This is a genomic window from Streptomyces sp. NPDC056161 (assembly GCF_042268025.1).
Taxonomy (GTDB): domain Bacteria; phylum Actinomycetota; class Actinomycetes; order Streptomycetales; family Streptomycetaceae; genus Streptomyces.
The window spans coordinates 1-13,844 of sequence record NZ_JBHJUV010000051.1 but is presented as its reverse complement, the minus strand read 5'-3'; the positions used below and the strand labels follow the sequence as shown (position 1 = coordinate 13,844).

The 13,844-nt window shown below is 67.1% G+C and carries 14 protein-coding genes and 1 pseudogene; 9 read left to right on the top strand and 6 right to left on the bottom strand.

Annotated features, from left to right (window positions below):
- The first annotated feature begins 62 nt into the window (after nucleotides 1-62).
- Together ACFC09_RS35060 and ACFC09_RS35055 are read left to right on the top strand one after the other, a co-directional pair.
- Nucleotides 63-698 carry a TetR/AcrR family transcriptional regulator gene (locus tag ACFC09_RS35060; RefSeq protein ID WP_094792715.1) on the top strand — a complete coding sequence of 212 codons (636 nt, stop codon included), beginning with the start codon at nucleotides 63-65 and terminating at the stop codon, nucleotides 696-698.
- A gap of 193 nt (nucleotides 699-891) precedes the next feature.
- On the top strand, nucleotides 892-1,089 hold the full coding sequence (locus ACFC09_RS35055) for a hypothetical protein (RefSeq protein WP_376535206.1): 198 nt from the start codon (nucleotides 892-894) through the stop codon (nucleotides 1,087-1,089).
- A gap of 391 nt (nucleotides 1,090-1,480) precedes the next feature.
- Here the strand turns inward: ACFC09_RS35055 and ACFC09_RS35050 are convergent, their stop codons facing one another.
- Nucleotides 1,481-1,945, bottom strand: a complete 465-nt coding sequence (locus tag ACFC09_RS35050; RefSeq protein ID WP_376535121.1) for a DUF2269 family protein — start codon at nucleotides 1,943-1,945, stop codon at nucleotides 1,481-1,483.
- Between the two features lie 412 nt (nucleotides 1,946-2,357).
- Between ACFC09_RS35050 and hemQ the strand changes: the two genes are divergently transcribed.
- On the top strand, nucleotides 2,358-3,038 hold the full coding sequence (gene hemQ, locus ACFC09_RS35045) for a hydrogen peroxide-dependent heme synthase (RefSeq protein ID WP_376535119.1): 681 nt from the start codon (nucleotides 2,358-2,360) through the stop codon (nucleotides 3,036-3,038).
- Between the two features lie 71 nt (nucleotides 3,039-3,109).
- Here hemQ and ACFC09_RS35040 read toward each other — a convergent pair.
- A pseudogene (locus ACFC09_RS35040) lies at nucleotides 3,110-3,631 on the bottom strand (IS5 family transposase); the annotation flags it as partial.
- A 312-nt stretch (nucleotides 3,632-3,943) separates the two neighbouring features.
- Between ACFC09_RS35040 and ACFC09_RS35035 the strand changes: the two are divergent.
- The 3 genes from ACFC09_RS35035 (at nucleotide 3,944) to ACFC09_RS35025 (ending at nucleotide 5,679) form a co-directional block, all read left to right on the top strand.
- A complete protein-coding gene (locus tag ACFC09_RS35035; RefSeq protein ID WP_376535117.1) occupies nucleotides 3,944-4,942 on the top strand; it encodes a heme o synthase in 999 nt (332 codons plus the stop codon).
- Nucleotides 4,943-4,952: 10 nt separating this feature from the next.
- Nucleotides 4,953-5,264, top strand: coding sequence for a hypothetical protein (locus ACFC09_RS35030; protein ID WP_376535115.1), 312 nt, complete (start codon nucleotides 4,953-4,955; stop codon nucleotides 5,262-5,264).
- Between the two features lie 268 nt (nucleotides 5,265-5,532).
- Nucleotides 5,533-5,679, top strand: a complete 147-nt coding sequence (locus ACFC09_RS35025; RefSeq protein ID WP_376535113.1) for a hypothetical protein — start codon at nucleotides 5,533-5,535, stop codon at nucleotides 5,677-5,679.
- 79 nt (nucleotides 5,680-5,758) lie between these two features.
- Here the strand turns inward: ACFC09_RS35025 and ACFC09_RS35020 are convergent, their stop codons facing one another.
- On the bottom strand, nucleotides 5,759-6,190 hold the full coding sequence (locus ACFC09_RS35020; protein ID WP_376535111.1) for a MarR family winged helix-turn-helix transcriptional regulator: 432 nt from the start codon (nucleotides 6,188-6,190) through the stop codon (nucleotides 5,759-5,761).
- A gap of 175 nt (nucleotides 6,191-6,365) precedes the next feature.
- Between ACFC09_RS35020 and ACFC09_RS35015 the strand changes: the two genes are divergently transcribed.
- On the top strand, nucleotides 6,366-7,160 hold the full coding sequence (locus tag ACFC09_RS35015; RefSeq protein ID WP_376535109.1) for a DJ-1/PfpI family protein: 795 nt from the start codon (nucleotides 6,366-6,368) through the stop codon (nucleotides 7,158-7,160).
- 66 nt (nucleotides 7,161-7,226) lie between these two features.
- On the opposite strand, the gene ACFC09_RS35010 is transcribed toward ACFC09_RS35015, so the two are convergent.
- Nucleotides 7,227-9,482, bottom strand: a complete 2,256-nt coding sequence (locus ACFC09_RS35010) for a SpoIIE family protein phosphatase (protein ID WP_376535107.1) — start codon at nucleotides 9,480-9,482, stop codon at nucleotides 7,227-7,229.
- A 616-nt stretch (nucleotides 9,483-10,098) separates the two neighbouring features.
- On the opposite strand from ACFC09_RS35010, the gene ACFC09_RS35005 reads away from it, so the two are divergent.
- Nucleotides 10,099-10,350, top strand: a complete 252-nt coding sequence (locus tag ACFC09_RS35005) for an integrase core domain-containing protein (protein ID WP_376535105.1) — start codon at nucleotides 10,099-10,101, stop codon at nucleotides 10,348-10,350.
- 99 nt (nucleotides 10,351-10,449) lie between these two features.
- Here ACFC09_RS35005 and ACFC09_RS35000 read toward each other — a convergent pair whose 3' ends face one another.
- The gene (locus ACFC09_RS35000; protein WP_376535103.1) at nucleotides 10,450-11,712 is read right to left on the bottom strand and encodes an MFS transporter; all 1,263 of its coding nucleotides are present in this window, start codon (nucleotides 11,710-11,712) and stop codon (nucleotides 10,450-10,452) included.
- 105 nt (nucleotides 11,713-11,817) lie between these two features.
- Here ACFC09_RS35000 and ACFC09_RS34995 point away from each other — a divergent pair, with 105 nt between their 5' ends.
- Nucleotides 11,818-11,952, top strand: coding sequence for a hypothetical protein (locus tag ACFC09_RS34995; RefSeq protein ID WP_376535101.1), 135 nt, complete (start codon nucleotides 11,818-11,820; stop codon nucleotides 11,950-11,952).
- A 695-nt stretch (nucleotides 11,953-12,647) separates the two neighbouring features.
- Here ACFC09_RS34995 and ACFC09_RS34990 read toward each other — a convergent pair.
- Nucleotides 12,648-13,121 (bottom strand): MarR family winged helix-turn-helix transcriptional regulator, encoded by a 474-nt coding sequence (locus tag ACFC09_RS34990; RefSeq protein WP_376535099.1) that lies wholly within the window; start codon nucleotides 13,119-13,121, stop codon nucleotides 12,648-12,650.
- Between the last annotated feature and the right edge of the window lie 723 nt (nucleotides 13,122-13,844).

Below are 13,844 nucleotides of genomic sequence, written 5' to 3'. Positions count from 1 at the left end.
CGTAGGCACACCAAAAGAGGCGAGTCAAGTGACTCGCCTCAGATCTGGTGCATACTGCACGCATGGCAGCAGAGCTCTCCGCACACCACCGCCGTCTCGCCCAGCAGAAGCGTGAGGCGATCATCTCCGCAGCCACGGACCTCTTCCTGAACCGCGGCTACGACGGAACCTCTCTCGCCCGCATCGCCGAAGGGGCGGCCGTCTCGAAGTCCACCCTGTTCAAGCAGTTCCCCACCAAGGCAGCCCTCTTCGAGGCCATCGTCACCGAGTCCTGGCAGCGTGACACCGCGGACACTGTCGCGCGGCCTCAGGCCGGAGACCTGCGTTGCGGCCTGACCTCCATCGGCCACCGCTACGCCGACCTGATCGGCCGGCCCGGTATGACGGCCCTGTTCCGCATCGTCATTGCCGAGCTGCCCCGCTTCCCCGAACTGGGGCAGATGCAGTTCCAGCTCGGCAAGCTGCCCTACTTCACCTCGGTCCAGCACTACCTGGAGTCGGAGCACGAGGCCGGCAACGCCGACGTCCCGGACGCCGAGAGCGCCGCCAACCAGTTCCTCGGGATGATCGCCAACTACGTCCTGTGGCCCCGCATGCTGCTGACCGACTGGGACCCCTCAGCCTCTGACATCCGCTACGCCGTCGAGCAGGCGGTGGAGACCACGCTCGCCCGGTACGCCTCCGATCGACCAGCCTGATCCAAGGGCTGGAATTCGTACGCCGCCGCCCAGCGCTGGAGGGGGTTCGCGGAGCCGCGAGCGTGCAGGGCCCCGTAGCCGTCGTCAAACGATCGTTTGACGACAGGCAGGCGGCGCGTCCCCGGTCGTCTTCGAGGAAGACCCGGGCACCTCCAGCCGCCTCCACCCGCTCCAGCGGCCGAAGTTCGGCGAACTGCTCACCTACGCGCGGCCGGACGACACCGTGCACATCTCCGAGATGTTCCGCCTCGTGCGCGGCAACCAGCACATCCTCGACGTGCTCGACGTCCTGCACCGCGACCGTCTCGCCCGCGCATCCACGACGGCGCGTTCTCCGCGATGGACCTCACCGCCCGCCACCCGCGCACCGGCGAGCTGCTGTCCACCGTGAAGTTCATGGTGCAGACCCTCGCCGCCGTCAGCGAACTCCAGCGCGACCTCCAGCGCGAGCTGACCTACGACGGGCTGCGGGCCGCCGAGGCCAAGGGTGCGAAGGGCGGGCGCCGCCCCGCCGTGGCGGCGGGGAAGACCGACGACGTACGCACTGCGCACCTGGAAGGCCGCTCCATCGCGGCCCTCGCCCGCGACCACGGGGTCAGCCGCGGCGCGATCCGTACCACCGTCGCCTGGGATACGGCTTCCGTTCACTCCCGCCGCCAACCCCAGCAGACCCGCAGCACGAACCTGCGGATTCCGCCCCTTACCCACACCATCAGGCGACCACAGAACAAATCAAAGACTCACGAACTGCCCACGCAGAGGGGTGCGATTGCGGTCCATGTTCATGCCCCTGTAGTGGAGCCGGGACGGACGACCATCAAGACGGTGACCGCCGCCCACAACAGGTTGAAAAAGCCCGTATACATGGCCAGTTGCGCAGTGTGTGATCGCTCGATCGTGGCGTTGGTACTGATGTGGCCGAGGAGCTTTTCCTGGCTGGGCAGTACGAGGACGACGAGGAGGCCGGCCGCCACCGCGGTCAAGATGATCGATGCGATCAACCATCCGCTCCCGAGTATGCCCATGTACGAGGCAGTGGCGAACCCCAGTACCGGGACAGCCAGCCCGAGACCGGCGTAGACCCGGCAGATGCGGTGAAGGAGTTGGGCTGTAGCCGCTGCGGAAGCGACCGACTCACCAGCCCCGGCGCGGCGGGCAGTTGGCGGGAACATACTGGCAGCAACGGATACGGGGCCGATCGCGATGATGGCAGCCAGGACATGGAGGGAAAGAAGGGTCTTGGTCATGATTCGACGCGCCTTGCGGATCGAACGTTGCGCACGATGAACATTGCCGCTCCTATTACTCAGACCACCGAAATTTCCGCGGGAAGTCGGTTTCCGGTGTGAAGTGAGAAACGCTTGCCGTACTCCGGGGGTTGACCCGATGAGGCTGACCGCAAGGGATGACGGCGTTCCCGATGCTCAGGCGCCACCCCTGCGCAACTTGCAGCCCGCCTGAAACATAGCACCTCCCGCAGCACCGGAGGCCACCCAGAGGGATACTTTCAGGCATGCTGTAGGTTGACGTCCGGACGCAGGCACACCTGAGGCGCCTGCTTCCCGTCCTCCCGCTGCGCGCGCCTCGAAGTGGTACCGCCAGAGACCACCGCCGACACCGGGCAGCCGGCGCCCCCTCACCTGGACTAAGGAGATTCTCGTGAGCGACAACGAAACAGCTGGGCCCGCCTTCACACTGTGGAACGTCTACAGCGTCGGGGACGACCGCCCCGTGGTTGACGAGAGGGCGATTGGCAGCCTTTCGTCTGTCCTGGACGCCGTCTCCTCGGACGGCGTGGTCCTGCGAGGCATGTATGACGTATCAGGTCTGCGAGCTGGAGCCGACTTGATGATCTGGCTGCACGGGGCAGACCCGGAACGACTGCAGTCGGCTGCGCGCGTACTGCGGCACGAGCGGGTGTTCACGGGACTGAAGCCGGTATGGCACGCGATGGGGGTCCATCGCGAGGCCGAGTTCAATCCGAACCATGTACCAGCCTTCATAAGGGGTGTCGCGCCCGCCAAGTGGCTCACTGTGTACCCGTTCAACCGGAGTTACGAGTGGTACTTGCTTCCTGAGGAAGAGCGACGTGACCTCCTTGCCGAGCATGGTCGTGCCGGGGCGGCGTACCGCTCGGTTCTGACGAACACGGTCTCGGCGTTTGCCCTCGGCGACTACGAGTGGATCCTTCCGCTTGAAGCTGACGATCCGATTGACCTCGTGGACATGATGCGGACACTCCGCGCCACACGGGCACGGTTGCATGTGCGTGAAGAAACACCGTTCTTTACAGGTCGGCGAATTGAGCTCTACGAGCTGTACGAGCTACTTGGCGCGTGAGCGACCTGAGCAGCTCCGCACCGTGCCGTCAGCGTCGTCAGATCCACAGGCAGCGGGCTGAAGACGTCGTTTCACTTGGTGGGTCGACGATGGGTGGCGAGGGTTGCGACCATGCCGACGAAGGCCAGAAAGCGCTCGGCCCTGCGTTCGTAGCGGCGGAGCAGACGGCTGTATCCCGCCAGCCAGGACACCCTCCGTTCGACGACCCAGCGGTGGCGGCCGAGCCGAGTGGACGACTCGATGCCGTTGCGGGCTATGCGGTGACGGATGCGACGCTCACGAAGCCATTTCCGCAGGTGGTCGTAGTCGTAGCCCTTGTCGGCATGGAGCTTGGCCGTACGTCGACGGCTGCGTCCGCGGCGGAGCGGACGGGCGGGATCCCGCACACGAGCGGCTGCGGGCCGAGACTGTCGTACATGTCGGCTCCGGAGATGCCCAGGGACAGCGGCACGCTATTCCGATCGGTGTGAAGTGGATTTTCGATCCTGGCTCGCCACGGTCGGTCGGATTCGGTCCGGTCAGTGACCCCCTTCTGTCGCCCGGAGGCTGACGGAGTCGATCGCGCAGCCCGACCAGTCCAGCTCACTCCATGCGACACCCGATGGCCTACTGAAGCAGCGTCCGGACTTGGCGCCCTGGGCGCCCGTGGATCGGGATTGCACCGCTCCTGAGCGACGCTGAACTGGTCACCCTCGCCATGGTGCAGGCCGTGCTCGGCTTCCCATCCCAGGCCAAGTGGTTCCGGCATGCACGTTCCCGTCTGCGGCATCTGCTCCCCTACCTGCCGCAGCAGCCGGACTACAACAAGCGACTCACCTACAGCTAGACTGCAAGTGGCGCAGATCGAGAGCCGATGCGGGAGCAGCCGCGAGGCTTACTGCCCTACGCCGGAAAGGTAGGCCGTTGTGAGCGGCGGAGAGACTCGACAAAATGGTGTGCCAACGGAGGTCAGGAAAGCAGAAGACCGGGGCAAACCACTCGCATCCCATCTCGCCCGCGATGCGTCAGCCGCAATTGCATACAGGATATTTCTACGCGTCCGTGCCTACGTTGTCATGACAAAGCCGCGAGTTATGGAACTCCTGCTTGTCGCGACTGCGCCGACCATGGTTCTGGCTCATGGCGGCTTGCCAAATTTGTCGCTCGTCGTGGTGACGCTCATCGGTGGAGCGGCGAGCTCAGGCAGCGCCTCGGCCTTCAATATGTACCTGGACCGCGACATGGATGCCCGGATGAAACGCACATCTGGCCGCCCTTTGGTAACCGGAGAGGTGACACCGCGATCCGGCCTGATCTTCGCCTGGCTCCTGGCAGTCGCCTCGACGGTCTGGTTCTGTTGCCTGGTGAATTACCTGGCCGCCGCACTGTCTGTCTGCGCGATCCTATGGTATGTCGTCGTGTACACAATGATCCTCAAGCGCCGCACCGAGCAAAACATCGTGTGGGGCGGAATCGCCGGCTGCTTCCCCGTAGTCATTGGCTGGGCATCAGAGACAGGGACCGTGTCGTGGGCGGCGGTAACGCTTTTTCTCGTGATTTTCTTTTGGACCCCGGCACACTATTGGCCTCTGTCCGTCAAGTACGGCGAGGACTACCGTCGTGTCAACGTCCCAATGCTCGGTGCGATACGAGGAATCGAGCACGTGGCCAGGAGAGTAACTGCATACGCTGCCGCGACCACCATAACCTCCGTTCTCCTCATCCCCATTGCCGGAATGAATTGGATTTATTCAACAATAGCCGTAGCCGGTGGGGGATGGTTCGTATGGGAGGCCCTTCGGTTTCAGATTGCCGCCCGTAGAGCGGCAGCCTCGCCTCGACCCATGCGAATGTTTGCAGCATCAAATACGTATCTCGCATTGCTGTTCGCCGCAGTAGCTGTCGATCCACTCCTTAGACTCTGAGGCTCCCGAAATGGCCAGCCCTTCGTCCAACTCACGACTGTTTCCATGGAAACATATTGCGTGGCGATTCTCGGCCACTTTTACCGACGGCGCGTCCCCGGCTGCTGGTGCCGGCGTTGACGCAGGCCAATTGGGTACTCTACCCAAATCCCCCAGCGGTAACGTCGTTACCTACCACGGCTGGCCGCTCTACCGATACGCTGCCGATACGACAGCTGGCGAACACAGCGGACAGGACGTCTTTCTGAACGACGGCAATTGGTACGTCATGAAACCTGACGGTGAACCCCTCATCCCATCCCATGAAGTGCCAAGCCGATAGCCGGTAACCCGTCACCGGCGAGCAGACACACGGGGCGTTCCGGTTCGCCGGTTCTCGGTTTCCCCATCAACCCGCGGACCGGCGCGGTCTGTGTTCCACACCCCCTGCGACGCCCTCTCGTCCAGCTCGACGGCGACGCCCTGGACCGGGCGATCGGAGCGTTCCCTGCCGCCCGCGCGGCCCCGGACCGCAGGCGATCGCGGTCGACGGCAAAGCCCTGCGCGGTTCGCGCACCGCCACCACCACGTACGTCACCCCGCTCGCCGCGATGGACCACACCGGCACCGGCCTCGCCCAGCGCCAGGCCGCCGACAAAAGCAACGAGATCCCCGCCTTCGCCCCCCTCCTGGACACCATCGACCTCACCGGCGCTGTGGTCACCGCCGATGCCCTGCACCCACGGCACTGTCCCTGAGATGACTCTGAGCAGCCCGAGTGCTTCGCCTCAACCACAAAGCGCCATGGTGACGGCTCGCCGCCTGTCGCGCGCAGGGTCAGTCGGCGCGAGCGGAGAGCGCCTGGAGCAGCAGAGCGGTGAGATCGCGGCAGGCGTCAGGACCGAGTACGTCCTGTAGGCCCGCGTCGGCCGCGGCGTAGGCGTCCTGGCCGGCGGCGAGCAGTCGCATGCCGTGTTCGGTGACGTGGAGTTCGGCGGTGCGGCCGCGACCTGCTTCGGTGCGCCGCTCGACGGCCCCCCTTTCCTCAAGGTGACGGACGGTGGCCTGAGCGCTCTGGGCGGTGATCCCTGCCCGGCGCCCCAACTCGCTGTAGGACAGGCCGGGTTCGCGACGCAGATGCCCGAGCGCGGCGAGGTGGCGCAGGGTGTAGCCGGTCGGTTTCAGTGCGTGTTCGACGTCGCTGCGCACGCGCCTGCCGAGGGCTGCGAGCAGGAAGGCGGTGCTGGCGGGCTGGGGCGGGACGGTCACGGTATCTCATTCGATCACGAGGGTTTCAGTTTGACTGTAACTTGCGGATGAGGCAGGCTCCAGTTGTCGGCGGACGACGCGGTGGATCGAACCCGCGTGGGGAGTACGCCAGCCCGGGGACCTCACAGCGTCACGGCAGAAACGCTACAAGCGTTTGAATCTCGGAGGCTTCACAATGACGGACCACGCGACGGACTGGCCTGCTCACCTGACAGGCGATGCGCAGCCACTGGAAGTCGGCATCCTTCTCTACGAGGGGCACACCGCACTCGACCTTGTTGGCCCGTACACCACTTTTGTACTGGCGGGCATGAAGGTCCACCTCGTGGCCGAGACCCTCGACCCTGTCGTCTCGGACGACGGCGGCATGACCATCGCTCCCACGACCACCTTCGATGACTGCCCTGAGCGGCTCGACATCCTGTTCGTTCCGGGTGGCGGGATGGTGTACAAGCCGATGCTCGACCCGGCCACCATCGCATGGCTGTCGGATCGCGGTGCGACTGCCTCGTACATCACGGCGGTGTGCAATGGCCCGCTCGTCCTTGCGGCAGCCGGACTCCTCGACGGTTACCGCGTGGCCACGCACTGGGCGTCCAGGGACCAGCTGGCACGGATGGGCGTCGAAGTGTCGACGGAACGTGTGTGCATCGACCGCAACAGGTTCTCAGGTGGCGGTGTGACCGCAGGAATCGATTTCGGGCTCACCATCGTCGCTCACACCCTGGGCGAGAAGGCCGCCGAGTTCGCGCAGCTCGTCATGGAATACGACCCCGAGCCGCCGCTCAACGCCGGATCGCCCGAGAGCGCCGGCCCCGAAATCGTGGCCCTGCGCACACGCTTCATGGCCGAGCCCGACACCGAGCTCCGAAACGCGGTGTCCCACCTGTTGGAGCAGCGTGCAGCATCGAGCTCGCAGGCGGGATCGGACGAGAACGCCCGCCCCGGCGTCGGCGTCATCAACACCTGACCGCTGCCTGGCTCCGCATGTCGAACCTCCCTGGCTCCGCATGTCGAGCCTGACAACGCCACGCTGTCAGGCTCGACGTGCGTAGGCGGCGTGGGCCTTCGGCGACGGCTCGCTGGTCGCGGGCAGGGCCTGCTCGCACCAGATGGTCTTGCCGGTGGTGGTCTGCCGGGTGCCCCACCGTTGGGTCAGTTGGGCGATGAGCAGCAGTCCGCGGCCGTTCTCGTCGAAGATCCGCGCCCGCCGCAGGTGCGGTGCGGTGCTGTTGCTGTCGGAGACCTCGCAGATCAGCGTGCGGTCGTGGATCAGCCGCAGCTGGATCGGTGGGCTGCCGTAGCGGATCGCGTTGGTGACCAGCTCGCTCACCACCAGCTCGGTGACGAACTCAAGCTCCTCAAGACCCCATGCCACGAGCGTTCGGACGGCCTCGGTACGGATTCCGGCCACTGCGGCCGGATCTGCGGGCACGTCCCAGCTGGCGACCCGTTCGTCGTCCAGAGTGTGGGACCGGACCAGCAACAGAGCCGCGTCGTCGGCAGGTGGATCGGGCAGCAGCGCCTGTACGGTGCGGTCGCACAACCGTTCCAGTGAGTCGACGGGCTCGGTCAGCACACCGCGCAGGATTTCCAGCCCGACGTCCAGGTCGCGCTCCCGGGACTCCACCAGCCCATCGGTGTAGAGGGCGAGCAGGCTGCCTTCCGGCAGCTCCACGTCGACCGACTCGAAGGGCAGGCCGCCGAGGCCGAGTGGCGGTCCGGCCGGCAGATCGAGGAAGGCGGCGGTTCCGTCCGGGGCGACGAAGAAGGGTGGCGGATGCCCGGCGCGGGCCATCGAGCAGCGCCCGGACACCGGGTCGTAAACCGCGTACAGACAGGTGGCACCGACGTTCGCCTCGACATCGCGCCCCGCGTCGACGGTTTCGAGGCCGGCCCGCGATATCGCCGACGATGCGCTCGCCCTCTGGTCGGGTGCGTCGGCACCGGACTCCGCGGACATCTGGATGACCATGTCGTCGAGCCGGGTGAGCAGTTCGTCGGGGGTGGGATCGACATCGGCGAGGGTGCGTATGGCTGTCCGCAGCCTCCCCATGGCCGCGGAAGCGTGTATGCCGTGCCCGACCACGTCGCCGACCACCAGCGCGACCCGGCCGCCGGACAAACCGATCACGTCGAACCAGTCACCGCCCACCCCGGCCCGGGATGTCGCGGGCAGATAGCGCGAGGCGAACGCCACCGCCGACTGCTTCGGAAGGCTTCGCGGCAGCAGATTCCGCTGGAGGGTGCGGGCGATCTCATACTGGCTCTCCAGGTTGGCAGCCCGCTCGATACTCGCGGACGCCAGTTGGGCGAGCTGGGTGAGGACCGCCTCGTCGTCGGCAGTGAACTCGCCGCCGTCCTCCTTGTCGGAGAGCTGGATCAGACCGAGGTTCTGACCGTCGGAAGCGATCAGCGGCACGGCCAGCCAGCCGCGCATCGGCAGGTGTTTCCCCGCATACGAACCGAAGCCGCGCCAGGCCGGATGGGCTTCAAGCTCTTCTTGAGTCATCCGCATCGCACGGTTGTTCTGACACACCAGGAGAAAGATCCCCTCTCCCTGCGCGGGGACCTTCGTATGGCGCCAAGCGGCGTACTTGTCCGAGAGCGACAGGGCGGACATCGCATAGTTGCGAACCGGGTCGGTGGTGAAGCTGGTCAGGGACTGATGCGCACCGACCAGCTCCCGGGCATGGTCGGTGACCGCCTGCAGCGCCTGCTCCAGCGAGGGCGCGGCGTTGATCTGCACGCTGGCGCGGGCCTGGTCCTGCAACTGCCGCGAGCGTCGGCGCTCAGCCGCGGCAGCCGCTGCGGCCTGCTCGTACAGCCGGTTGCGTTCGGTTATGTACAGCTGCAGCCGAATCTCGTTCATCAGCGATACGGCAAGCCGTTCGAGGGAGCGCCACTCCTCCTGGTCCCAGATCCGGGGTCGGATGTCGACGACCCACAGCGCGCCGATCGGCTGCTCGCCCAGCAGCAGCGGCGCCCCCAGGCAAGCTCTCACACCGCTGCCGGCGACCGCGGGGTCGGCATGTGCGGGATGGTCGTGCATGTCGTCGATCACGACTGGACGCCCCGAGACCACTGCCTCGGCACACAGCTTCGAGCCGACGGCGCGCTCCCAGCCCCTTTCCCCGAGCCCGGCCTGTACGGCCCGGTACCTGAGCGTCTGGCCGCCGTCACCGACCACACTGATCAGCGCTCCTGCGCCGTCCAGCAGCCGGAGGGCCAGCCGCGCCGTCCGGTCGAAGGCATCCTCGGCCAGGCCGTCGACCGCACGAACCGACTCCACGGCCGCGAGCCGCCCCGGATCTCGCAGAACTTCTTCGCTGCTCAGCCGGCTCACTGTCCACCCCGAGACCCCGACACAGAAACCCTCTTCCTAGCGCCGATCACCCTTTGTGAAATTAAATTATGAATCACTCTTTTTACTCCATTATCGTACTAAGCGCCTGGTGCCATCGAGCGGAGCTGCGCCGAGGCAGGCGACACAGCGGTTCGAGCAGGGCAGGGCGCCGCGACCGTCGGGCGAGGTCCTCACCGGGATCGCAGGTGAGGTGAGGGTCCCTTCGTACCGGAGTCCGTGATAGCGGGGGAAGCAGAGGTTCATGGGGTGCAAGCAGCAGAAGTACGACGCCGAGTTCCATGAGGGTGCTGTGCGTACCATGATCAAGCTGCCGCGGACCCGGCCCGGCTGGCCGGGGTGATCAGCGACTGCAAGGCCGAGCAGGACATTGCGCACACCGTGTCCTGCCGCGTCCTGGGCGTGAGCGAGTCGGGGTTCTATGAGTGGAAGGGCAAGCCTGTCACCGCTCGCGAGGTGCGGCGCGGACAGCCTGCCGAGGCCATCAGGCGCATCTTCGACGCATGTCTCCCGGCGCTTCAAGCGAGCCTGCCGCCGCCTCGGCGTGACCCAGTCCACGGGACGCGTCGGCTCGTGCTTCGACATCGCTCTCAGCGAGGCGTTCAACAGCGTCCTCAGGGTCGAATACGTCCACCGGCACACCTTCGCCACCCGTACCGAGGCCCGGCTGAAGGTCGCCACGTGGATCACCGGACTTTACAACACCCGCCGACTGCACAGCGTGTACGGGTGCCGCAGCCCGATCGACCACGAACACGACCACCCGGCCAACTCCGCTCTGGAGCCGGCCACTTAAGGGGCGGCCGGCCGAGGCACGGGCCGTCGCCTTCGCGGTACATCGGCGAGAATGGCGACTTCGGATCGATCGTGACTCCCGTACAGGGTCGATCGGTCCTCAGGCATTCTCGGCCGCCGGGCGCGCGCCCGCCACGGACAGGTCGAGCGCGTCCGCCGCCGTCGCGTTCCGCCTTCCGTATCGCCGCTGCCACACCAGCAGCGGCCCGGCGACGGCGAGCACCAGCACGCTCGACATCCGCCACCCCAGGGTGTCGAACGCGGTGGCCGACAGCAGGGACGCGACGACGGACGCGGCGCCGGTGGCGCCCTCCACGACCGCCTGGAGGCGCGAGCCCCGGCCGGTCGCGTAGCTGCGCACCAGGAACGCCGTTCCGGCCAGGTACGTGAAGTTCCAGCCCACGCCCGCGCAGATCATCGCCGTCATCATGGCGGTCGCGCCGTCGCCGGAGGCCCCCGCGACCCCGCCGAGCAGCGTGATCCCGATGCCGGTGAGCGCGGTGTGCCAGGGGCCGATCCTGCGCATCAGCTCGCCACTGATCAGTGCCGGGGCGAACATCCCGACCAGGTGCCACTGGATCAATGCGGCCCCCAGCTCCGCCGAGTGGTGGGCGTGCGCGTTGGCCAGCGGCCCGATCGCCATGACCAGCGTCATCAGGGCGCCTGAAAGCGGCAGCAGGACGAGCGCCGCCACGAAGTTCGGGTTGCCCCGGCCCTCGCGGAAGGTGGCCGGCCCGGCTGCGTCGTCCCCTCCCCCGGCGTTCGCACCGGCCGGGGCCGCGGCCCTGGGCTCGCGTGAGACGGTGAGCGCCAGCGGCACCGCCACCAGTCCGAGGAGCGCGACCAGCGCGTACGACCCGATGAACTCGACCGCGAAGGCACGCGAGGCTGCCAGCGCGGCGAACGGTCCGAGGAACGCCGCGATGAGGCCGCCGTACATGACGATCGACAGCGAGCGCTCCTTGCGGCCGTCGGGCGCGAGGTCGGCTGCCAGGTAGCGGATGTAGCCACCGGTGGAGCGGTACGCGCCGAGCAGCGACGTGGCGAGGCACAGCAGCCAGAAGGCGTCCGTGTACACGGCCATCATCGACAGCAGCCCGCCGACGACCGCACAGCCGCCGCCCATCGCCATCACCGCGCGGTAGCCGTAGCGGGCCGTCAGGAGCCCCGCCGCGACCGAGGCGAGCAGGCCGAAGCCGGTGATCAAGGTGAGCGGCAGGGTGGCCAGGAGCGGAGTGGGCGCCAGACGGAGTCCGGCGAGAGAGGTGAGGGTCAGGTCGACGCTCACCGCTCCGTAGTAGACCGTCTGCGACGCGACCAGCCGGGCCAGGTCGGCGGCCGAGCGCGAGGGGCGGGGGGACACGCGGATGCTCTCCTCGAACGGGCGGGAGTGGATGTGCTCCACCCTGGCCGAGCGGGGCCGCCCCCCACGAGAGGCAGGAATGCCATCATTCGCCAGCATTCTGCCATGTCCGCCACGACGACTCCCACGGCGGTACGACCACACCGCATCGTCGTCCGGCTCCTCGACTCCGTCCTGCCGCTGGACGCGGGGATTCTGCTCCAGGTGTTCGGGCGGCCACCCTGCCCGGGTACGAGGTGACCACCGCGTCGCTCGGCGGGCGGCCGGACCGCGCGGCGGGCGGCCGGACCGCGCGGCGGGCGGCCGGACCGCGCGGCGGGCGGCCACGTGTGACTGCTGTCTGTACTGCACGAGCCGCTGACCGTGGCCCGGATGGCGCAGCACGCGCGCATGTCGGAGCGCGGCTTCACCCGCCGCTTCCCGACCCGGACAGGTCTGCCGCCCCTGCGCCGACTGCGGTGCCAACGCGTCGAGTACGCACAGCAGTTGCGGGAGTCGACGGATCTTCCGTTGGACGAAGGGCGCGGCCGGCTCGGGGCTGGGCTCCACCACGCCCTGACCCACCTGCGCGCCCTGCACAGCGACCTGACGGAAGGACACCAGCAATGCCCCTCACCCCCGCCCACCTGCCCATGCAGCCGGTCAGCCCCTTCTACGGCCACGACCGCGGCACCCCCGAGACCGCGTCCGCATCGAGGCGTTCCTGGCCCGACACGCTCACCTGATCACCGGCCACGCCGCCAAGATCAAGGACCCCACCTGTATCCGTCGCTGCGGCCGAGGCGTCACCGCCACCACCGTCATCGACATCGACATCGACAACTCCACCCCCCACGCCAATGCGGCTTCGGCCGGCGTAGTTGCTGTTGTTCGGGGTGCCCGTAGGCGATGGGGCTGTGGTGTCCGAGGGGAAGTGGCGTCGGACGATGAGGGGCCTACTTGTTTCCTGATCGAGACGACGCGACGCGCTGACGCCACAGTGCCTCTGCGAGCCGAGTCAGGGCACCACCGAGATCCTTCCACTCGTCCTCGGCGAACACGTCACGGTCGTACTCGGCGAGGAGCTGGTTCGCGCGTTCTATCGCTTCGACGCCTTGGTCCGTCAACTCAATCACCGCCGCACGACCTTGGCCCACTCCGCCGACCGTGTCGACATAGCCCTCGGCGATCAGCGCTTCGACAATCGGGTGCAGGCTCTGCACTTTGATGCCTGCACGCCGTGCCAGCGCGCTGAACGAAATTCCTGGATCCGCCCGCAGATGCCCGAGGAGACCCAGTCGGCGCAGGGACAGGCCCATCGCCTTCAGCCCCTCCTCGACTCGCACTTCCAAAGATCGCGCCTGTAGGATCATGATCATCGTTGGACTCGTCGGATACCCCGTCGGGCCGCTGTCTCGCGCTTCTGCCATCCACGCCTCCTTATGGGCCTCCCTGGCCCCACCGTGCCAGAACCTGCAGCTAGACTGTATATTGTCGTTGGCATATCGGCTCTCCTCCAACCTTCCGCTCGGCTTCGTCGCTGCTCTCGCCGACTACTCGGACGAGGAGCTGCGGGACCCGAGTGCGGTGCATGCCGCGCCGGGACGGCGCCCCCTGTGTGGTGGATCTGTACGGTCTTCGGTGTAACTCTCGATCATGGAAGTAGCACCTGATGAGCGACATGACTGTCGCGGCTGAGACGGTTGAAGATGTCCGGCCGGCCGAGTTGGCGGGATGAGCTGGACGAGCAGTTTTGATCGGGCAGTTGGTCGACGGGGCCCGCGCGAGCGAGTGGCAGCAGACAGGCGAGGGCGGGCTGCTCCCGCATGTGACGGAACGCGTGCCGGAGTCCGCCCTCGAAGGCGAGATCACCGACCACCCACCTCGGCTACGAGAAGCAAGACCCGGTCGGTGCCCTTCGACGGCCGATTCTCCGTCGGCCGCCGATAACTCACACCACCCGAGTCACACCGTTGACCGGGCCCACCACCGACTCCGGGACGGAGCCGTCAAATTGACGCACCGACACGCCCTCCTGCCAGGCCGCCGCCTCCCCCCCCCCGTTACCTTTCTCGTGGCCCCGCAATGGGGCGCCTGGCCTCCGGGCCCGGTATGGCTGTCTGCCCCCTGTCGAAGGGATGACCTGGGGGGTG